Source organism: Candidatus Accumulibacter sp. ACC005 (assembly GCF_907163215.1).
Taxonomy (GTDB): domain Bacteria; phylum Pseudomonadota; class Gammaproteobacteria; order Burkholderiales; family Rhodocyclaceae; genus Accumulibacter; species Accumulibacter regalis.
Genome location: NZ_CAJQUB010000001.1, coordinates 413,763 through 433,574 on the forward strand (window position 1 = coordinate 413,763; position 19,812 = coordinate 433,574).

A 19,812-nucleotide genomic window follows, 5' to 3' on the forward strand; every position below is an offset into this window, starting at 1 on the left:
GCTAGTCATGGGTTCGATGAAGGAAATTTTCAACAGCCTCCTGCTCAGGGAGTTGTTCAAGGGCATGTCGGTGACCGGGCGCTACATGTTCGCGCGCAAGATCACCGTCCAGTACCCGGAAGAAAAAACGCCACAAAGCTTCCGCTTCCGCGGCCTGCACGCGCTGCGTCGCTATCCCAACGGCGAGGAGCGCTGCATCGCCTGCAAGTTGTGCGAAGCCGTTTGCCCGGCGCTGGCGATCACCATTGAGTCCGAACAGCGCGAGGACGATTCGAGGCGGACGACACGCTACGACATCGATCTGACCAAGTGCATTTTCTGCGGTTTCTGCGAGGAGGCCTGCCCGGTCGACGCCATTGTCGAGACCCGGATCTACGAGTATCACGGAGAAACGCGCGGTGATCTCTACTACACCAAGCCGATGTTGCTGGCCAATGGTGACCGCTACGAAGAGCAGATCGCCGCTGACCGCGAACTCGACTCGAAATACCGCTAACAGGCCCACGCGATGGAATTCAAGACCTTCGTTTTCTACTTTTTCTCGGCGATCCTGGTGTTCGCCGGACTGCGTGTGATCACCTCGCGCAATCCGGTGCATGCGGCGCTGTTCCTCGTCCTAGCCTTCTTCTCGGCAAGCGGCGTCTGGATGCTCTTGCAGGCCGAGTTCCTGGCCATAGCGCTGATCCTGATCTACGTCGGGGCGGTGATGGTGCTCTTTCTCTTCGTGGTGATGATGCTCGACATCAACCTCGATCGTCTGCGTGAAGGCTTCTGGAGCTACTTGCCGCTGGGCTCGATCATTGCCTTGCTGATGGTCGCCGAGATGGCCTTGATCCTTGGTGGTAACTACCTCGGCCTGCTCGAAAGCAGTGTTCCGCAGGCCAGCGCCGAGGCCAGCAACGTCAAGGCGATCGGCCGCCTGATTTTTACCCAATACGTCTACCCCTTCGAACTGGCGTCGGTGATCCTGCTCGTCGGCATCGTCGCCGCGGTGGCGCTGACACAGCGCGGCAAGCGCAAGAACAAGTCGGTCAATCCATCGCAGCAGGTCTTCGTCAAGGCCGCGGACCGCCTTCGTGTCCTGCAGATGCCGGCGGAGAAGCGAGACTGAACGCAATGAACGGACGAAACGCGCCGCTGGCGCAACCACCACAAGACTGAGAATAAGAGCGGGTAGCGTAAAACGTGCTACCCCGAGCAGAAGGAATCAGGGAGGCACCTTGCTTACACTGTCCCATTTTTTGATCCTGGGCGCGATCATGTTCGCGATCAGCGTCGTTGGCATCTTTCTCAACCGCAAGAATCTGATCATCATCCTGATGTCGATCGAGCTGATGCTGCTGGCGGTGAATATGAACTTCATCGCTTTCTCGCACTTCATGCAGGACCTTGCCGGGCAGGTATTCGTCTTCTTCATCCTGACTGTTGCGGCCGCCGAGGCGGCAATCGGGCTGGCGATTCTGGTGGTGCTGTTCCGCAACCTGAAGACCATCCACGTGGATGATCTGGACAGCCTGAAGGGTTGAACATGGAAATGCAAAAGCTCTACCTGCTCGTTCCGCTGGCTCCCCTTTTCGGGGCCATCATCGCCGGTCTCCTCTGTCGCGTGATCCCGCGCTGGGTGGCGCACACGGTGACCATCGCCGGCGTGGCCATCGCCTTCATCGCCTCCTACGTGATCTTCAAGGACGTGCTCGCCGGCAATACCTTCAACGGTCCGGTATACCGCTGGCTTACCTCCGGCGACTATCACTTCGAGGTCGGTTTCCTGATCGACCCATTGACGGTCACCATGATGCTGGTGGTCACCTTCGTCTCCTTGATGGTGCACATCTACACCATTGGCTACATGCAGGACGATCCCGGCTACAACCGCTTCTTCAGTTACATCTCGCTGTTTACCTTCTCCATGCTGATGCTCGTGATGAGCAACAACTTCATGCAGCTGTTCTTTGGTTGGGAGGCTGTCGGCCTGGTTTCCTATCTGCTGATCGGTTTCTGGTACACCCGGCCGACGGCGATTTTCGCGAACATGAAGGCCTTCCTGGTCAACCGCGTCGGCGACTTCGGTTTCATCCTCGGCATCGGCCTGATACTCAGCCACTTCGGCACTCTCGACTATGCTGCCGTCTTCGCCAAGGCGTCCGCGCTTGCCGCGACGACGATCCCGCTGTTCGGGGAGGGCAGTGCCGTGGCGCTGATGACGGCCGTCTGCATTCTGCTGTTCATCGGTGCCATGGGCAAGTCGGCACAGGTACCGCTACATGTCTGGCTGCCGGACTCCATGGAAGGCCCGACGCCGATTTCCGCGCTGATCCACGCGGCGACCATGGTCACCGCCGGCATCTTCATGGTCGCGCGCATGTCGCCGCTGTTCGAGTTGTCCGACACCGCGCTGTCATTCGTCATCGTCATCGGCGCGATCACGGCGCTGTTCATGGGCTTCCTCGGTGTCATCCAGAATGACATCAAGCGGGTCGTCGCCTATTCGACGCTGTCGCAGCTGGGCTACATGACCGTCGCACTTGGCGCTTCGGCCTACTCGGTGGCGATTTTCCACCTCATGACGCACGCCTTCTTCAAGGCCCTGCTGTTCCTGGCCGCGGGTTCGGTGATCATCGGCATGCATCACGACCAGGACATCCGCAACATGGGCGGCCTGCGCAAGTACATGCCAATTACCTGGATTACCTCGCTCGTCGGCTCGCTGGCGCTGATCGGGACGCCTTTCTTTGCCGGCTTCTACTCCAAGGACTCGATCATCGAGGCGGTGGCCCTATCGCACATCCCCGGTTCCGGCTTTGCCTACTTTGCGGTGATGGCGAGTGTCTTTGTCACTGCGCTCTACTCGTTCCGCATGTACTTCCTGGTCTTTCACGGTGAAGAGCGCTTCGGCAAAGCGGCCGCGCACGGGGATCATCACGCCAGCCACGCGACCAGCCACGCCAAGGACGAGCACCACGACGACGATACCCATCACGACGAGGCGCATGGCGAGGAGCATCACGGTCTGGCACCGGGCCAGAAGCCGCACGAGACACCGTGGGTGGTCACCCTGCCGCTGATCCTGCTCGCCATCCCCTCGGCGATCATCGGCTTCATGACGATTGAACCGATGTTGTTTGGCGACTTTTTCAAAGGCGCGATCTTCGTGGACAGCGAAGCGCATCCGGTGATGAAGGAGCTTGCCCATCATTTCCACGGTGCCTTTGCCATGGCGACGCACGCGCTGACCACTGCCGTCTTCTGGCTGGCGCTTTCCGGTGTTGTCACGGCCTGGTACCTCTATATGAAACGTCCGGATATTCCCGTGGCGATCAAGGCCCGCTTTGGCGCGCTGTATACGCTGCTCGACAACAAGTACTATTTCGACAGGTTCAACGAGGTGGTCTTCGCCGGGGGCGCTCGCTTGCTCGGGCGGGGACTGTGGAAGGGCGGTGACGCTGGAGTCATCGACGGAATGATCGTCAACGGCGCTGTCCGCCTGGTCAGCTGGTTCGCGACCCTGGCCCGCTTTTTCCAGACCGGCCATATTTACCACTATGCTTTTACGATGATTATCGGCGTGTTCGTCTTGATGACCCTGTGGGTCACGCGCGCTTGAGCTAGACAAAGACTGGGAACGATATGTTAGCCACGCCGCTTCTCTCGCTTGCCATCTGGGTACCGATCCTTGCCGGTTTTGCAGTCCTGGCGACCGGTGCCGATCGCAATGCGCCCCTCGCACGGATGCTCGCCCTGCTCGGCGCTGTCGCCGGCCTGCTGGTCACCATTCCGCTGTATACGGGCTTTGACCTGAATACGCCGGCGATGCAGTTCGTCGAACTGCACAGCTGGATTCCCCGTTTCAACGTCAATTATCATCTCGGCGTCGACGGCATCTCGGTGCTCTTCGTGCTCCTCAACAGCTTCATCACGGTGACCGTGATTCTTGCCGGCTGGCAGGTCATCGATAGCCGGGTCGCACAGTACAACGCCGGCTTCCTGATCATGTCCGGCCTGTTGAACGGTATCTTTTCCTCGCTGGATGGCGTTCTGTTCTACGTCTTCTTCGAAGCTTCGCTGATTCCCCTGTACCTGATCATCGGTATCTGGGGCGGTTCCAACCGGGTTTATGCGGCGTTCAAGTTCTTCCTGTTCACCCTCATGGGGTCGCTCCTGTTCCTGATCGCGCTGCTCTATCTCTTCATCGAGTCCGGTGGCAGTTTCTCGATACTCGACTGGCACAAGTTGCCGCTCGGCCTGACCGCACAGACCTGGCTTTTCCTCGCCTTCCTGGTCGCGTTCGCCGTCAAGGTGCCGATGTGGCCAGTGCATACCTGGCTGCCGGACGCGCACGTCGAAGCGCCGACCGGAGGCTCGATCGTTCTGGCTGCGATCGCCCTGAAGCTGGGCGCCTACGGTTTCCTGCGTTTTTCGCTACCCATCGCCCCTGACGCCTCGCACGAACTTTCCGGGCTGGTCATCGCGCTATCGCTGATCGCGATCATCTACATCGGCTTCGTCGCCCTGGTCCAGGAAGACATGAAAAAGCTGGTTGCCTATTCGTCGATCGCGCACATGGGCTTCGTTACCCTCGGCTTCTTCATGTTCAGCGCACTCGGGGTTGAAGGGGCGCTGGTACAGATGATCTCGCACGGTTTCGTGTCCGGCGCGATGTTCTTCGCCATCGGCGTCATGTACGATCGTGCCCACTCGCGACAGATTGCCGACTACGGCGGGGTGGTCAATTCGATGCCCAAATTCGCCGCCTTCTTCATGCTTTTTGCGATGGCCAACGCCGGGCTTCCGGCCACGTCGGGTTTCGTCGGCGAATTCATGGTCATTCTGGCGGCCGTCGATTACAACTTCTGGGTCGCCTTCGCCGCGGCCACGACGATGATCGTTGGCGCCGCGTACACCCTGTGGATGTACAAGCGGGTGGTTTTTGGCGCGGTCGCCAACCATCACGTTGCCGAACTTACCGACATCAACGGCCGGGAGTTCCTGATTTTCGTGTTGTTCGCCGCTGGCGCGCTGGGCATGGGTCTCTATCCGCAGCCCTTTACTGAAGTCATGCACAGCTCGGTCAATGAGCTGCTGCGTCACGTCGCTCTCAGCAAGATCCAATAATTGGTAGCCGCTATGACTCTTGCCGAAATGCAGTTCCAGATACCTGACCTTCGCCTCGCGAGCGCGGAGATCTTCATGTTGTTGATGGCTTGCGTGATCCTGATAGTGGACCTGTTCGTCAAGGACCGAAAGCGGACGGTGATCTTCGTCGCCACTCAGCTGACGCTGGTCGGAGCGGCCGTGGTTACCTTCGCCACCAGTTCCGGCGAGATCGGCTACACGTTCAGCAACATGTATGTCGGCGACCTTATGGGCGACCTGTTGAAACTGCTGGTCTACCTGACCGTCATCATCGTCCTCTTCTATTCGCGCGACTACATCCTCGAGCGTGAGCAGATGGCGCGCAGCGAGTACTACGTGCTGGCCCTGTTTGCCACCCTTGGCATGATGGTGATGATCTCGGCGAACCATTTCCTGACCGTCTATATCGGTCTCGAACTCCTCTCGCTGTCGCTTTACGCCCTGGTGGCGATGAATCGTGACTCGGTGCCGGCTACCGAGGCCGCCATGAAGTACTTCGTGCTCGGAGCCCTTGCTTCCGGCCTGCTCCTGTACGGGATGTCGATGATCTATGGGGCGACCGGCACGCTCGAGATCACGGCGGTTGCCGAACGCCTGTACATGGGTCAGGCGAACAAGTCGATTCTTGTCTTCGGTCTCGTTTTTCTGGTCTCTGGAATCGCCTTCAAGCTCGGCGTCGTTCCCTTTCACATGTGGATCCCCGACGTCTATCATGGCGCCCCAACGGCCGTCGCTCTGCTCATCGCCACCGCGCCGAAGCTCGCAGCCTTTGCGATTGTCATGCGGATGCTGGTCAACGGCCTGGTCGTTCTGGCGCAGGACTGGCAGACGATGCTGATTCTGCTGTCCGTCCTGTCGATGGCTATCGGCAACATCGCCGCCATCGCGCAGACCAACCTGAAGCGCATGCTCGCCTATTCAGCCATCTCGCACATGGGCTTCATGCTTCTCGGGCTGGTGACCGGCGTCGTCGGTGGTGACGCGCGTTTCGCCCTCAACGCCTATAGCTCGTCGATGTTCTATGTCATTACCTACGTGCTGACCAGCGCCGGGACCTTCGGCATGATTCTGCTGCTCGCCCGTGGCGGTCTCGAATCGGATCAGATAGACAACTTCAAGGGGCTCAACAAGCGCAGTCCGTGGTTCGCCGCGGTAATGATGATGATGATGTTCTCGATGGCGGGAATCCCATTTTTTGTCGGCTTCTTCGCCAAGTTCTCGGTTCTGCAAGCGGTCGTTGCCGCCGGCTATCTTTGGCTCGCCGTCGTCGCCGTGCTCTTCTCGCTGATCGGCTGCTTCTACTATCTGCGGGTGGTCAAGATCATGTACTTCGATCCGCCGACCAATACCGCTCCGATCCATGCGCCGCTCGACATGAAGATCCTGATGTCGGCCAACGGACTGGCGGTTGCCGTGCTGGGAATCTTCCCGCAGGCCCTGATGTCGCTTTGCGCCTTCGCGCTTCTGCGCTCGCTCTGAGAACCACATACTTTGACCGCAACGCCCCGCCCGCCGGGGCGTTTTCATTGGGAGTTTCCGAATGCAAGACGATTATCCACACCTGCGCGAAGAGCCGCTCGAGAGCACGCAGGTCTTTCGTGGCCGTCTGCTCGACGTACGCCTTGACCGGGTGCGCTTGCCCGACGGCGAAGAGTGCCAGCGCGAATACGTTCGCCACCAGGGGGCCGTGGTCGTCATTGCGCAGTTGGACGACGGCCACCTGCTGCTCGTTCGCCAGCACCGTTATCCCCTGCGGCGCTCGATCCTGGAATTACCGGCGGGCAAGATCGATCCCGGCGAGGCCATCCTCGAGACTGCCAGCCGCGAGTTGCTTGAGGAAACCGGGCACCAGGCCGCCGAGTGGCGCTATCTCGGAGTGATGCATCCCTGCGTCGGCTATTCGGACGAGCGCATCGAGATTTTTCTGGCCCGCGGCGTTCGCCGCCAAGGCGAGCAGAACCTGGACAGCGGCGAGTTCATGGACGTCCTCAGCCTCTCCCTGGACGACGCCCTGGCCGCCGTCAAGAGCGGCGAAATCACTGACGCCAAAACGATCACCGGTCTATTCTGGGCCGAAAAGGCCATTCTCGCGGGCTGGTGAAGCGCCGCTTCAATCGTCCGTTTGGGCAGCGGCTCGCCTGCCGCTGTGTCCCTGCGTCATTCGCTGCAAGGGGCTGCCTCCCCGTCGTTCGCCTCGTCACCAAGGAGGCCACGCCGCGCGCCCTCGCTGACCGCAACGACGGCGGGGTGGGTCAGTAGTCTTTCCACGGAAATGGCGAAGAAGCGTTCCTGAACGTCGTCGGTCTGGCCAAGAGTGATCGTGCCGTACTGGCGTTCGACCTCACGGGCGCGGGCCGCCGGAGCCGGAAAGATCCCCCGGCCGCTGTGGCCGAACGCCTTCATCAGGGCGCTGTCGTCGAATTCGCCGACGATGCGCGGCCGCACTTTCTGACGTTCCAGCCAGCGCAGGAGTGGGGTCCGCAGGGCGCTGTCCTCGCCGGGAAGCAATAGCGGCGCGCCGTCGAGCTTGGCGGGGAAGCTGCCGCTCAACTGTGCTGCCAGGTTTGGCGCAGCGAGAAAGGCAACGCCACACTGCCCAAGCGGATGGCTGTAGCCCTTGACGTCCATGTTTGCCGGCAGTGGACGGTCGGCCAAAACCATGTCCAGGCGGTGAATGGCCAGTTCCGCCAACAGGCGGTCGAGCCGGTCCGCACGGCAAAGCAGCCGCACCGGCTCGGGCAGGCTCAGCGCTGGCGACAGCAGGCGGTGGGCGATGGTCTTCGGCACCGCGTCGGCGATGCCGACGCGAAACGGGAGGCGGCGCTGCTCCGGACGCCTGCTCAACATCTCCTCGAGCTCCGCACCGACCTGGAACATCTCCTCTGCGTAGGACAGCGCCAACTCTCCCGTCTCGGTCAACTCCATGCGCCGCCCGACGCGCCGAAACAATGGCCTGCCAAGCTGCTGTTCGAATTGACCGAGTTGTCCGGAGAGGGTTTGCGGAGTGAGGTGCAGGCGCTCGCTGGCGCGCGTGATGCCCCCGCATTTCGCGACGCTCCAGAAATAATGCAGGTGCCGGTAGTTGAGCATCGCCGTCCTCTTTCATTCGCTGGCATCGAACATACCCCAAAGGATAATCGAATTTCCTTGGTGTTGGCGAAAGCGTAAACTTACCTCCTGACCGAGCACGCCCCATCACATCATCCGCAACCAGTCACCAGGAACACTTTATGAAAGACATTGCCCGATTCATCGCCGGATTCGAACGTTTTCAAGAGAAATACTTCGGTGAAGAGCGTGAGCTGTTCGAACAACTCACGCTGGGTCAGAGCCCCAAGACGCTGATCGTCGCCTGCGCCGATTCCCGGGTGGACCCGGCATTGCTGACCGGTGCCGAACCCGGCGATGTCTTTGTCGTGCGCAACGTCGCCAATCTGGTGCCTCCCTATCATCCCGGCGGTGACTTCGCCAGCGTGCCGGCGGCGCTTGAGTTCGCCGTCCTTTCGCTCCAGGTGGAGCACATCATCGTCCTTGGTCATGCCCGCTGTGGCGGCATCCACGCCCTGATGCAGGGTCTTGCGTCGGAGACGGAGTTCATCGGCAAGTGGGTCAGCATCGCGGAGCGTGCGCGGGAACGCGTGCAAGCCGAATTGCCGTCGAAATCACCGGAGTTGCAAGACCGCGCTTGCGAGCAGGCGGGCATCCTCGTCTCGCTCGAGAATCTGCTCACCTATCCGTGGATCGCCGAGCGCGTGCAGGCCGGCAGTGTTCACTTGCACGGCTGGTATTTCGACCTCGCAGCCGGCGTCCTGCTGCACTATGATCCCTTGAGCAACGCCTTCGAGGCGCCCTCGTCAAGCTAGCCGGTCAGCCCGCCAGAATGCGTTCGGCATTCTGCCCGAGTGGCCTCCGACAAAGTAGAATTAGCGTCTCGCGATCGCTATGACATTTTGTCGGAGCTCCTTTGACGAGTCTTACGGCCTATCTTGAACGGTTGACCGTTTCTCGCCGCCTGTTCGCCTTGACGGCCGCGGCGGTCGTCGCGCTGCTGGCCGTCGCGCTGTCGATGTATCCGGGCGTGCAGCACCTTGATCAGGTCAACGCCCGCCTCCAGCAGCAGCGCCACGCGACGATCGCTACGGTTAGGGAGCTTGGCTACCAGCTGTTGTCCATGCAGGTGCTGTTGCGCGAGCTGATCGGTGCCGAGAGCGCCGTCGCGCGCGCCGCGCTCGACCAGGAACTGGCCGTCAGCGACAGCCGCTTCGTCGAAGGCTTGCGCCAGTTGCGCACCTTGCACGCGGGCGACGAGGAGGACGTTTCGCGGGCCGAAACGTACTATCGACAAAGTGTCGCCGATCGAGCCGCCATGCTCGAACGGCCGAAGAGCACTGGCATGCCGAGTGCCGGGCCAGGCAGGCTGGCCCCGGCGGCGAGGAATTCCGTGCTGCTTCTGAGCCAACAACTTGACCGGATTGGCGCAGCAGCGTCGGCCGAAATCCTGGCGATGGAGGTGCTGTCCGCTGAGGTTCATGAGCGCCAACGGCCAGCAGCCCTCTACCTGCTTCTCGCCTGTCTGGCCCTCTTTCTGGGTGCCGCATGGACCCTCGCTGAATCCATTACGCGGCCCCTGCGGCGCCTGGGTGACAGTATCACCCGCCTGGCGCAGGGCCAACGGACGCAGGTCATTCCCTGTCAGGATCAGCAAAACGAGATCGGCGAGATCGCGCGCTGCGTGGCCACGCTGACGAGTGCCTATCAGGGGATGGCGGCGCAACGCTGGATCAGGACCAACATCGCTGCCATTTCCGGAGAGCTACGACCGGCGACGAGCTTTACCGATCTTGGTCAGAAACTCATGGCTGGCCTGACGCCATTGCTGGGCGCCGCGCAGGGCGCCTTCTTCATCGTCACCGAGACGCGGCAGACCTTGAAAATGATCGCCACTTACGGTGTCGACCGCCACCAGGAGCGGGCCGTGATTTCGCTCGGCGAAGGGCTGGTCGGACAATGTGCCAGCTCCGGTCGCCTGCGGGTGATCAGCGACCCGCCCGAAGCCTATCTGCGCATTCGTTCGGGCCTTGGCGAGGCACCCATCAAAGCGATTCTTCTGGCGCCGGTGATGCGCGCCGAGCGAGCGCTGGCGGTGATCGAACTCGCGTCATCGCGCAGCTTCAGCGATGACGAGCGGGCGGTGCTCGACGGCCTGCTGCCGATCGTGGCGATGAACCTGGAAATCATCGAACGCAACACGCGTACCGAACGCCTCCTCGAGGCCACCCAAGAACAGGCCGAACAGCTGGAAAAGCAGGCTGCCGAACTGGCCGCGATGGAGGAGCACAGCCGCCTGATCCTCGGTTCGGTGAGCGACGGGATTCTCGGCCTCGACGGCGATGGCCGGCTTGTTTTTGCCAACCCGGCGGTCCTCCGCCTGCTCGGCTACAGTGCCGCACAGCTTTTCCGCCAGCCATTCCACGAGATGGTGCACTACGCCTATCCTGATGGCCGTGCCTTCCCCTACGCCTGTTGTCCGATGCATCTGACCGCGCAGGATGGGCAGGCACGCCAGGTGGACAACGAGGTTCTCTGGCGCAAGGATGGAACACCGCTGACTGTCGAGTACACGACGACGCCGTTTCACAAAGCGGATGCTGTGGTCGGTACGGTCATCGTCTTTCGCGACATTACCGAGCGCCGCGCTGCCGAAGCGCGTATCCGCCGGGCCCACGACGAGCAGACGGCGATTTTCGAAACCGCCAGCCTGGGGATCGCATTCATCAAGAAGCGCGCTTTCGTCAACGTCAACCGGAGGCTGGGGGAATTGCTCGGCTACGCGCCGGACGAGTTGATCGCTCAGCGGACGACGCTTTGCGTTCCGGAAGGCGCCTACCCGCTTGCCAACGGCGCCTTCAACGGCGAGCTGATGCGTGGCGACATCCTGACGCGGGTGATCGAACTGCAGCGCAAGGACGGATCGCGCTTCTGGTGCCGGATCAGCGGACGAGCGGTCGACGCGGGTTCGCTGGCGCAGGGAACGGTCTGGATGTTCGAGGATGTGAGCAAGGAACGCGAGGCCGCCGAGGCGATGCAGCGTTCGCGAGCGTTGGCAGACGAGACGGTGCGCATGAAAACGGGTTTTCTGGCCAACATGAGCCATGAAATTCGCACGCCGATGAACGCCATCATCGGCATGTCGCACCTGCTCGCCAGGACCGAACTGAGCCCGCGCCAGCGTGACTACGCCAAGACAATACAGGATTCCGGGCAGCACCTGCTGGGGATCGTCAACGACATTCTCGATTTTTCCAAGGTTGAGGCCGGCAAGCTGAGAATCGAGCGCGCCGAGTTCGCGCTCGAAGACGTCCTCGAACACGTCCTCGACCTGCTGCTTGGCAAGGCCAAGGCCAAGGGGGTGGAACTGGTCATCGCCATCGAGCCGTCGGTTCCGTCGCTGCTTGTCGGCGACTCCTTGCGCCTGGGGCAGATCCTCATCAACTACACCAACAATGCGCTCAAGTTCACCACCCAGGGCGAGGTCGAGGTTGCGGTCAGCGTTCGCGACAGTGACGAGCAAAGCCTGCTCCTCCATTTCGCCGTCAGAGATACCGGCATCGGCTTGACCAGGGAGCAGATGTCACGCCTGTTCGAGAGTTTTTCGCAAGCCGATAGTTCGACCACCCGTCGCTTTGGCGGGACCGGCCTCGGTCTGGCGATTTCCAAGAGGCTTGCCGAACTGATGGACGGTGAAGTGGGCGTCAACAGCGAGTACGGCAAGGGTTCGACCTTCTGGTTTACAGCACGGCTGGGCCGTTGCGCCCAAGAAACGTTGGGCGCCGTGGTCGCACCGACACCGGGCCGGCGCGTACTGGTGGTCGACGACAGGCAAAGCGCCGCTGCGGTACTTCGCGACCTGCTGATGCGCATGGGGTTTGTCGTGGCCACGCTGGCTTGCGGAGACGACGCGCTTGCCGAACTGCGGCGTAGCGCAGCCAGCGACGCCTACCAGATCGTCTTTCTCGACTGGCAGATGCCCGGTCTGAATGGTCTGGCGACCGCCGGCAGGATTCTTGCCCTGCAGCTGACACCCCCGCCACAGCTCGTCCTGGTCAGTGCCGACTCGTCCGATGATCTGGTCAAGCGCGCGGCCGAGGTCGGTATCCGCGAGGTTCTTCGCAAACCGGTCACCGCCTCCCTGCTCGCCGACACCGTCAGCCGCCTGCTGGGTGGCGGGGTCGGCCGGGAGCAGCCCGCGCTCTCCTCGCCGCTGCTCGAGGCGCGACTGGCTCCGATCAACGAGCAGGCGTCGAAGCGGCCCGGCGAAGTGCCTGGCGAGAGGGCGACAGCTGTTGACCAGGTGCGCTTGCAGCAGGTCTGTGGCAAGCTCTCGGCTTTGCTGGTGGACAGTGACTCGGAAGCGAGCGATCTTCTCGATGCCGAGGCCGCGACGCTACGCGCGGCCTTTGGCGCCAGCTACCCGGCGATCGACCTCGCTGTGCACGCCTACGACTACGAAGCCGGTCTGGCGGCGCTGCGGACAGCGTCCGCAGCTGCCGGAATCGCAGTTTGAACGAGACGGGTGATGGATATGGATGTTCTCCGCTTCAACGACAAGGCCACCGTCCTGGTGGTCGACGACACGCCGGACAATCTGGCGCTGATGTCGGCGCTGCTCAAGACTACCTACAAGGTCAAAGTTGCCAACAACGGCGCGAAGGGACTCCAGATTGCGGCATCGGCGACCCCTCCTGACCTGATCCTCCTCGACGTCATGATGCCGGACATTGACGGGTACGAGGTTTGTCGGCGCCTCAAGGCCAACGCCCGCACGCACAACATTCCGGTCATTTTCCTGACCGCAAAGTCCGAGCCCGAGGACGAGCAGAAGGGGCTCGAACTCGGTGCCGCCGACTACATCACCAAGCCGATCAGCGCGCCGATCCTGCTCGCACGCGTGGCGACGCAGCTGACGCTGAAGGCCAGTGCCGACTTCCTGCGCGACCAGAACGACTTCCTGACCGCCGAGGTGGCCCGGCGGACCCGCGAACTCGAGGCGGTGCAGGACGTGACCATCCTGGCGCTGGCGTCGCTGGCGGAGACCCGTGACGCCGAAACCGGCAAGCACATCCTGCGTACACAGCGCTACGTCAAGGCCTTGGCGGAAAAGCTGCGGCCGCATCCGCGCTTCTCGAGCTTCCTCACCGAGGAGAACATCAAGACGCTATTCAAGTCGGCGCCCCTCCATGACATCGGCAAAGTCGGCATCCCCGACCGCATCTTGTTGAAGCCGGGTCGCTACGAGCCGCACGAGCTGGAAATCATGAAGAACCACACCCTGCTCGGCAGGGATGCCATCCAGCTCGCCGAGGACTGGCTCGGCACGCAGGTCGAGTTTCTCACCATTGCCAAGGAGATTGCCCTCTGTCATCAGGAAAAATGGGATGGCAGCGGCTATCCGGAAGCGCGGGTCGGTGACAGTATTCCGGTCTCCGCTCGGCTGATGGCCATCGCCGACGTCTATGACGCGCTGATCAGTCGGCGGGTCTACAAGGAGCGGCTGCCGCATGAGAAAGCGGCGCAGATCATCGTCGAGGGTCGTGGCAGCCACTTCGACCCGGACATGGTCGACGCCTTTATCGAGATTCAGGACGAGTTTCGTGAAATTGCGCAGCTCTATCCGGATTCCGACCGCGACTACCAGAAGAAAATCGAGTTTCTGGCGCAGGCCGTCGCCGACCAGGCCTGACACGCGCTGCTCGCTCAGGGCTCCGCCGCTGTCGCTGGCGACGCTGGAGCGGCGCCTGTTGCGCCCCCCAGGGCCTGGATGGCCGCGCGCAGTTCAGCGACCTCGCTTTCCAGTCGCGCCACCCTCTCTTCAAGTTCCGTGTTCGTCTTTTCCGCAGCTGTCGCCTCCGCTGCGCCCGACTGGGCTGGCGCTCCGCAGAGCAGGTGCACCCAGCGATGTTCGCGTGAACCCGGCTGCTTGGGCAGTCGGCAGACCAGCGCGCCGCTGCTGCGCGCCGCCAGTTCCTCGAGATACGCTTCCACCGACGAGGCATCGTCGAAGCGGTACAGGCGTTCGCTGTTGGCGCGCAACTCGCTGACCGTTTGCGCGCCACGCAGCATCAGCATGGCCAGCAGGGTGACGCCGGCCGTCGGCAGGCCGTATACCTTGGCGAAATTCTGCGCGTAACGCAGCACGCGGCCGGAGGCACCGTAGGTTTCGAGCACCAGCAGGCGACTGCGCAGTTCCTCGAGGGTCGCCTGCAGCTCGCTGTCGCTGGCGCTGATCACTGGATCGCGCGCGGTTTTCTGGTTGCAACCGGCGCTCAAGCTGTTCAGCGTCAGCGGATAGGCGTCGGGTGTTGTCTTTTCCTTTTCGATCAACACCCCGAGGATGCGCGCTTCGAGGAACTTCAGGTCTTGCAGGGGTTCGGATGCTTGCGCCATGACGGGCTCCATTTTCGGTCGCGTGGGTCGCGCGGCTGCCATGCGGCAGGGAATGAGGCGCTCAAGTGAGCAGCTGCCCGTGTTCGCGCGAACTGTGGAAAGCGACCCCGGGCCACTTCTCGCGGGTCACCTCGAGGTTGTAGCGCGTACTGGCCAGGTACACCGCATTGCCGTCGACGTCCTTGGCCATACGGTGCAACTGCTCGCGCTCGAAATTGCGGCGCGTATTGTCGTCGGGGAAGGTCAGCCAGCGGGCGGTGTAGATGTCCGCTGATTCAAAGATCGCATCAACCTTGTACTCGGTCTGCAGGCGCTGGGCGACGACTTCGAACTGCAGCGTGCCGACGGCACCGAGCAGCAGCGCGCCGCTGCCGAGGTTCTCGAAGACCTGGATCGCGCCTTCCTCACCGAGTTCCTGCAGGCCTTTCTGCAACTGCTTGCTTTTCAGCGGGTCGCGCAAGCGCGCTACCCGGAAGAGCTCCGGCGAGAAGTAGGGGATGCCCTTGAAAGCCAGTGCCTCGCCTTCGCTCAGGCAGTCGCCGATGTGCAGGTTGCCGTGGTTATGGATGCCGATGATGTCGCCGGCGACAGCGTCCTCCATGAGCAGACGTTCGTTGGCCATGAAGGTGAGTACGTTGGCCAGTTTTATCTCGCGGTCCAGGCGCACGTGTTTGACCTTCATTCCCGGAGTGTAGCGACCCGAGCAGACGCGGAAAAAAGCGATCCGGTCGCGGTGCTTGGGGTCCATGTTGGCCTGGATCTTGAACACGAAGCCGCTGAATTCCGCTTCAGCGGGTTGCACCAGGCGCTCACCACCGTTGCGTTCCTGCGGCGGCGGCGCCCAGTCGAGCAGCGCTTCGAGGATCTCCTGGACGCCAAAGTTGTTGATCGCCGAGCCGAAAAAGACCGGTGACTGGCGGCCGGCGAGGAAACCGGCGAGTTCGAAGGGGCCGCTCGCTCCCTGAATCAGCTCGACATCCTCGCGCAGCTTGGCCACTTCGGCGGGGAACTGCGCGTCGAGGAGCGGGTTGTCGAGTCCGTCGAGGCGCTCCGATTCGCTGCGTCTCTCCTGGCCAGCCGCGAAGTGCAGCAGGCGGTCGTTGAGCAGGTGATAGACGCCGCGAAAAGTCTTGCCCATGCCGATCGGCCAGGTGATCGGTGCGCATTCGATGCCCAGCACCGATTCGATTTCCTCGAGCAGTTCGAAGGGCTCGCGGACTTCGCGGTCGAGCTTGTTCACGAAGGTGATGATTGGCGTGTCGCGCATGCGGCAGACATTGAGCAGCTTGATCGTCTGCGCCTCGACACCCTTGGCTGCGTCGATGACCATCACGGCGGCGTCGACGGCGGTCAGGACGCGGTAGGTGTCTTCGGAGAAATCCTCGTGGCCCGGCGTGTCGAGCAGGTTCACGGTGTGCCCGTGGTACTCGAACTGCATCACCGAACTGGTCACCGAAATGCCGCGTTGCTTCTCGACCTCCATCCAGTCGGAGGTGGCATGGCGAGCGCTCTTGCGCCCCTTTACCGTCCCCGCGAGCTGGATCGCGCCACCGAAAAGCAGCAGCTTTTCGGTGAGCGTCGTCTTGCCGGCGTCCGGGTGGGAAATAATCGCAAAGGTCCGCCGCTTGGCGACATCACGCTGGATGTCTGGCGGAAAGGGGTTGTCGGTGCGGCTATCGTGCGGTGATTCGCTGGCGGTGGTGCTCATCGGGAAGCTTTCGGCGGCAGGAAAACAAAAGCCGCCGGTCGGGAAGATGAAGGCTGACCCGCTGGCGGTGCGCAGGCCGAACACTATAGCAAGACTCGGCGCCTGCTGGAACCGCGCCGCTCCTTGCCACTCACTCGATGTTGAGCGCCCACTGAATGAGGTATTTGGCGACGAAGCCAAGCATTCCGAAGGCCAGTCCCAGGAAAATCACGAAAGTTCCGAGCTTGCCGGCCTTCGATTCCCACGCCAGCTGTCCGACGATGAACAGCATGTAGAGCATGAACGAGCCGAGCCCGACGGAAAGGCCAAAAGCTGCAATCTGTTCTTCGGAAAATCCGAACATGGGATCGTTCACCGAGCTCGCGGACGTTCCGGCAGGGCACTGGCATCGACCAGGGCGCGGTACGCGTGCCAGCTGGCGTGGCCCAACAGGGGAATGAGCACGATCAGGCCGAGCATGAGCGTCGCGAAACTGATCAGCACCAGAGTCATGATCAGCGCCGCCCAGAGTGCCATCGGGCCAGGGTTGGCGAGAACCACGCGCCAGCTCGTCAGGACGGCCATCAGCAGGTTGCTGCGCCGGTCGAGGAGCAGGGGCATCGAGACAATGCTCGAGGCAAAGATCGGCGCGGCAAGTATGCCCCCCATGGCCAGCCAGGTCTCGAAGAGGAAGTTGTCCCTGCTCAAGACGACATGACGCAGGAAGTCCAGTGGCGCGTTGATCGGCGCCGGAGCGAGCAGCGTGATCAGAGCCGCCGAGGTGACCACCCATCCCGTACCGGCCAGGGCCAGCAGCAGACCGAAGCGGACCAGGCACCAATACCCGCCTGACTCCATGAAGCGCGATTGCTGCCAGCTCAGCCAGGTGTCCCGCAGCAGCTGCCAGCCGATGGTGCCGCCATGCTCGACGGCCCGACTCATGGCGTACAGACTGGTGGCCAGGACTGGGGCCACGACCAGAAAGCCCGAGAAGGCACCGGCCAGCAGCCAGAAATGCTGGTAGGCCGTGGCCATCAGCGCAAGGCCGAAAGCCGCCAGAAAGAAGCCGTGTGCCAGACTCAAGCAGCCGCAACGCAGCAAGTCGCGCCAGCCCAGGATCAGCCACTGCACGGGAGCGGTCAGGGGAACCACGAGCACCTGCGGTTGCAGCGCAGAGGTCTCGGCCGGGGGAGAGGGCATGAGCTTCACGGGTTGGTCATCCAAGGAGAGAGTCTAGTGCACTGCGGCGCTCTTGGCGAGCCCGCGCGGACTGGTGAAGCCGCCCATATTGCCGACCTGCGCGGTTGCCCTCAGTTTCTCAGCCAGGCGCGCACCCCGCGGCCGGCCGCGTGTCCGCTGGCCAGGCAGGCGGTGAGCAGATAGCCGCCGGTCGGTGCTTCCCAGTCGAGCATTTCGCCGGCACAGAAAACGCCCGGAAGCTTCTTGAGCATCAGCCGCTCGTCAAGCGCTGCGAAGCAGACGCCGCCGGCGCTGCTGATGGCTTCGTCGAGCGGGCGGGTGGCGAGCAGGCGCAGCGGCAGGACTTTGATTGTCGCCGCGAGTTGCGCCGGATCGGCAAACGCGTCGGCGGCCAGGCATTCGCGTAGCAGCGCAACCTTGGCGCCCTTGAGGTGCAGACGGCTTTGCAGATGGCTGGCCAGCGAGCGCGAGCCGCGTGCTCGCCCGACTTCGGCAAGGACGCGGGCCGCGTCGTGCTCGGGGAGCAGGTCGAGGTGCAGGGTCGCGCTTCCGGCCGCCTCGATGGTGTCGCGCAGGACCGCCGACAGGGCGTAGATCAGGCCACCTTCGACTCCGGTCGCGGTGAGCATGAACTCGCCGCGTCGGCGATGCTCGACGCCATTGGCGTCGAGCAAAGACGCGCTGACGGCCTTGATCGGCTGGCCGGCAAAACGCTCGCGCAGGTGTTGGCTCCAGGCGGCCTCGAAGCCGCAGTTGGCCGGCCGCAGCGGTGCCAGTTCGATCCCTGCTTGTTCGAGGAGTGCAAACCACTTGCCGTCCGAGCCGAGTCTCGCCCAGCTGCCGCCCCCGAGCGCCAGGACGACGGCCTGCACCTGCGGCCGTTGTTCGCCCTGCGCGGTGGAAAACGCCAGTTGCAGTGTGCCATCGCCGGTCCGCATCCAGCCACAGCAGCGATGGCGGACGTGAAAGCGTACGCCGGCAGCGCGCAGCCGTTGCAGCCAGGCGCGCAGGAGTGGCGCAGCTTTCATGTCGGTCGGGAAAACGCGCCCTGAGCTGCCGACAAAGGTGGTCAGGCCGAGCTGGTGTACCCATTCGCGCAGGGCCGCCGGACCGAAAGCGTCGAGCAGTGGCGCGATCTCGCTCTGGCGCGCGCCGTAGCGGCTGCGAAAGTCTTCGTCAGGCTCGGCGTGGGTGATGTTCAGACCGCCCCTGCCAGCCATCAGAAGCTTGCGCCCGGCGGACGGCATGGCGTCGTAAACATCGACGCTGACGCCGCCGCTGGCGAGAACTTCGGCAGCCATCAGGCCGGCTGGACCGGCGCCGACGACGGCCACGACGGGTCGCGCCGATGCGGCGCAAGTGGTCGGCGACGTCATGCGCTTGCCAGGCGTGCGGCCTGCGTCTGGCGAGCGCACAGGCCGCCCAGGCCGAGTGCCGGCAGGGCTGCCTGCAGTCGTTCCGGGTGTGCCGTGGCGAACAGCGCCAGGTGGCCGCCGCCGACTGCGGCGGCTCCGGCGAGGCGCACGCATTGGCGGGCGACGGCGTCAGCGACGTCGACCAGCGCTGCCTGATGGGCGACCAGCGGCTCGAGAACCGGACGCAAAAAGGCGTAGTGCGTGCAGCCAAGAACGATCTGGTCGGCGCCGGCGGCGAGCAGTGGCGCCAGATGCTGGCGTGCTTCCGCGGCGAACCCGGGGTCGTCGAGATGCAGGGTTTCGACGCGGGTTGCCCAGCCATCACAGGCGACGACGTCAACCTGCACGCCGCCTGCGTGCTGGCGGATCAGGTCGGCCAGACGTTGGCTGCGCGTGGTCGATACCGTCGCCAGCACCGCAATGCGGCCGCTGAGTGACGCCGCCGCGGCTGGTTTGACGCCCGGCTCGACGCCGACCACGGGGAGCGCGGGAAGAAGCTCGCGAAAGGCCGCCACGGCCGCTGCCGTGGCGGTATTGCAGGCGACGACGACAAGGCTGCACCCTTGTGCGACCAGGTGCTTGCCGATGGCCAGGACACGCTCGCGGATGAAGGCGTCGGTCTTGTCACCGTAGGGAACGTGCGCGGTATCGGCGAAGTAGAGCAGGTCGGCTTGCGGCAGTGCATGGGCGATGGCTGCGAGTACCGACAGCCCGCCGAGACCGCTGTCGAAAACGCCGATCATTTGCCGGTCGTCGCCTGCCACGCGCGACCCACTGGCGATGACGATAGCAATTTCAACGACCAGGACGTGAGGCGGCATTCGCGCCGCGACGAACACCGCGAGAACGGGGCGTTGCCGTCGCTGCATGGGGCTGGAGAGCGCTGGGGGTGGTGGCTTTCATAGGCGTTTCTTCTCTGCAGACAGGCGCAAG

General features: G+C 62.9%; 17 protein-coding genes. 10 read left to right on the forward strand and 7 right to left on the reverse strand.

What is annotated here, in order from left to right:
* The first annotated feature begins 7 nt into the window (after positions 1-7).
* The 7 genes from nuoI to QZ613_RS01965 all read left to right on the forward strand — a co-directional run bounded on the left by nuoI (position 8) and on the right by QZ613_RS01965 (position 7,234).
* A complete protein-coding gene (nuoI, locus tag QZ613_RS01935) occupies positions 8-496 on the forward strand; it encodes an NADH-quinone oxidoreductase subunit NuoI (protein ID WP_043564137.1) in 489 nt (162 codons plus the stop codon).
* A 12-nt stretch (positions 497-508) separates the two neighbouring features.
* Positions 509-1,111 (forward strand): NADH-quinone oxidoreductase subunit J, encoded by a 603-nt coding sequence (locus QZ613_RS01940; RefSeq protein ID WP_043564134.1) that lies wholly within the window; start codon positions 509-511, stop codon positions 1,109-1,111.
* A gap of 109 nt (positions 1,112-1,220) precedes the next feature.
* On the forward strand, positions 1,221-1,526 hold the full coding sequence (gene nuoK, locus QZ613_RS01945) for an NADH-quinone oxidoreductase subunit NuoK (protein ID WP_042335334.1): 306 nt from the start codon (positions 1,221-1,223) through the stop codon (positions 1,524-1,526).
* Positions 1,527-1,528: 2 nt separating this feature from the next.
* Positions 1,529-3,604 (forward strand): NADH-quinone oxidoreductase subunit L, encoded by a 2,076-nt coding sequence (gene nuoL, locus QZ613_RS01950; RefSeq protein WP_043564133.1) that lies wholly within the window; start codon positions 1,529-1,531, stop codon positions 3,602-3,604.
* Positions 3,605-3,627: 23 nt separating this feature from the next.
* The gene (locus tag QZ613_RS01955; protein WP_043564132.1) at positions 3,628-5,112 is read left to right on the forward strand and encodes an NADH-quinone oxidoreductase subunit M; all 1,485 of its coding nucleotides are present in this window, start codon (positions 3,628-3,630) and stop codon (positions 5,110-5,112) included.
* A gap of 27 nt (positions 5,113-5,139) precedes the next feature.
* The gene (gene nuoN, locus QZ613_RS01960; RefSeq protein WP_291981354.1) at positions 5,140-6,612 is read left to right on the forward strand and encodes an NADH-quinone oxidoreductase subunit NuoN; all 1,473 of its coding nucleotides are present in this window, start codon (positions 5,140-5,142) and stop codon (positions 6,610-6,612) included.
* A gap of 61 nt (positions 6,613-6,673) precedes the next feature.
* The gene (locus QZ613_RS01965) at positions 6,674-7,234 is read left to right on the forward strand and encodes an NUDIX hydrolase (protein WP_043564130.1); all 561 of its coding nucleotides are present in this window, start codon (positions 6,674-6,676) and stop codon (positions 7,232-7,234) included.
* Positions 7,235-7,290: 56 nt separating this feature from the next.
* On the opposite strand, the gene nhaR is transcribed toward QZ613_RS01965, so the two are convergent.
* Positions 7,291-8,223: a transcriptional activator NhaR gene (gene nhaR, locus QZ613_RS01970; RefSeq protein WP_043564128.1), complete on the reverse strand. Its 933-nt coding sequence runs from the start codon at positions 8,221-8,223 to the stop codon at positions 7,291-7,293.
* 140 nt (positions 8,224-8,363) lie between these two features.
* Between nhaR and QZ613_RS01975 the strand changes: the two genes are divergently transcribed.
* The 3 genes from QZ613_RS01975 (at position 8,364) to QZ613_RS01985 (ending at position 13,873) form a co-directional block, all read left to right on the forward strand.
* A complete protein-coding gene (locus QZ613_RS01975) occupies positions 8,364-8,996 on the forward strand; it encodes a carbonic anhydrase (RefSeq protein WP_043564126.1) in 633 nt (210 codons plus the stop codon).
* Between the two features lie 101 nt (positions 8,997-9,097).
* Positions 9,098-12,697 carry a PAS domain S-box protein gene (locus QZ613_RS01980; protein WP_291981339.1) on the forward strand — a complete coding sequence of 1,200 codons (3,600 nt, stop codon included), beginning with the start codon at positions 9,098-9,100 and terminating at the stop codon, positions 12,695-12,697.
* Between the two features lie 18 nt (positions 12,698-12,715).
* Entirely contained in the window at positions 12,716-13,873 is a 1,158-nt protein-coding gene (locus QZ613_RS01985; RefSeq protein ID WP_291866817.1) for a two-component system response regulator, read from the forward strand.
* A gap of 14 nt (positions 13,874-13,887) precedes the next feature.
* Here the strand turns inward: QZ613_RS01985 and QZ613_RS01990 are convergent, their stop codons facing one another.
* The 6 genes from QZ613_RS01990 to murI all read right to left on the reverse strand — a co-directional run bounded on the left by QZ613_RS01990 (position 13,888) and on the right by murI (position 19,700).
* A complete protein-coding gene (locus QZ613_RS01990) occupies positions 13,888-14,577 on the reverse strand; it encodes a YceH family protein (RefSeq protein ID WP_043564123.1) in 690 nt (229 codons plus the stop codon).
* 61 nt (positions 14,578-14,638) lie between these two features.
* Entirely contained in the window at positions 14,639-16,285 is a 1,647-nt protein-coding gene (locus tag QZ613_RS01995; protein ID WP_043564194.1) for a peptide chain release factor 3, read from the reverse strand.
* A gap of 130 nt (positions 16,286-16,415) precedes the next feature.
* The gene (locus tag QZ613_RS02000) at positions 16,416-16,628 is read right to left on the reverse strand and encodes a DUF2788 domain-containing protein (RefSeq protein ID WP_043564121.1); all 213 of its coding nucleotides are present in this window, start codon (positions 16,626-16,628) and stop codon (positions 16,416-16,418) included.
* Positions 16,629-16,636: 8 nt separating this feature from the next.
* A complete protein-coding gene (locus tag QZ613_RS02005) occupies positions 16,637-17,464 on the reverse strand; it encodes a DUF2189 domain-containing protein (RefSeq protein WP_043564119.1) in 828 nt (275 codons plus the stop codon).
* Positions 17,465-17,574: 110 nt separating this feature from the next.
* Positions 17,575-18,840, reverse strand: a complete 1,266-nt coding sequence (locus QZ613_RS02010; RefSeq protein ID WP_043564116.1) for a TIGR03862 family flavoprotein — start codon at positions 18,838-18,840, stop codon at positions 17,575-17,577.
* Positions 18,837-19,700 carry a glutamate racemase gene (gene murI, locus QZ613_RS02015; RefSeq protein WP_291866783.1) on the reverse strand — a complete coding sequence of 288 codons (864 nt, stop codon included), beginning with the start codon at positions 19,698-19,700 and terminating at the stop codon, positions 18,837-18,839. The genes QZ613_RS02010 and murI overlap by 4 nt, the downstream gene beginning before the upstream one ends.
* Positions 19,701-19,812 lie beyond the last annotated feature (112 nt).

Excerpts from the sequence above, each read along its gene's own strand:
- nuoI (WP_043564137.1), top strand. The coding sequence starts at position 8 with ATGGGTTCGATGAAGGAAATTTTCAACAGCCTCCTGCTCAGGGAGTTG.
- QZ613_RS01940 (WP_043564134.1), top strand. The coding sequence starts at position 509 with ATGGAATTCAAGACCTTCGTTTTCTACTTTTTCTCGGCGATCCTGGTG.
- nuoL (WP_043564133.1), top strand. The coding sequence starts at position 1,529 with ATGGAAATGCAAAAGCTCTACCTGCTCGTTCCGCTGGCTCCCCTTTTC.
- QZ613_RS01955 (WP_043564132.1), top strand. The coding sequence starts at position 3,628 with ATGTTAGCCACGCCGCTTCTCTCGCTTGCCATCTGGGTACCGATCCTT.
- nuoN (WP_291981354.1), top strand. The coding sequence starts at position 5,140 with ATGCAGTTCCAGATACCTGACCTTCGCCTCGCGAGCGCGGAGATCTTC.
- QZ613_RS01965 (WP_043564130.1), top strand. The coding sequence starts at position 6,674 with ATGCAAGACGATTATCCACACCTGCGCGAAGAGCCGCTCGAGAGCACG.
- nhaR (WP_043564128.1), bottom strand. The coding sequence starts at position 8,223 with ATGCTCAACTACCGGCACCTGCATTATTTCTGGAGCGTCGCGAAATGC.
- QZ613_RS01975 (WP_043564126.1), top strand. The coding sequence starts at position 8,364 with ATGAAAGACATTGCCCGATTCATCGCCGGATTCGAACGTTTTCAAGAG.
- QZ613_RS01985 (WP_291866817.1), top strand. The coding sequence starts at position 12,716 with ATGGATGTTCTCCGCTTCAACGACAAGGCCACCGTCCTGGTGGTCGAC.
- QZ613_RS01990 (WP_043564123.1), bottom strand. The coding sequence starts at position 14,577 with ATGGCGCAAGCATCCGAACCCCTGCAAGACCTGAAGTTCCTCGAAGCG.
- QZ613_RS01995 (WP_043564194.1), bottom strand. The coding sequence starts at position 16,285 with ATGAGCACCACCGCCAGCGAATCACCGCACGATAGCCGCACCGACAAC.
- QZ613_RS02000 (WP_043564121.1), bottom strand. The coding sequence starts at position 16,628 with ATGTTCGGATTTTCCGAAGAACAGATTGCAGCTTTTGGCCTTTCCGTC.
- QZ613_RS02005 (WP_043564119.1), bottom strand. The coding sequence starts at position 17,464 with ATGCCCTCTCCCCCGGCCGAGACCTCTGCGCTGCAACCGCAGGTGCTC.
- QZ613_RS02010 (WP_043564116.1), bottom strand. The coding sequence starts at position 18,840 with ATGACGTCGCCGACCACTTGCGCCGCATCGGCGCGACCCGTCGTGGCC.
- murI (WP_291866783.1), bottom strand. The coding sequence starts at position 19,700 with ATGCCGCCTCACGTCCTGGTCGTTGAAATTGCTATCGTCATCGCCAGT.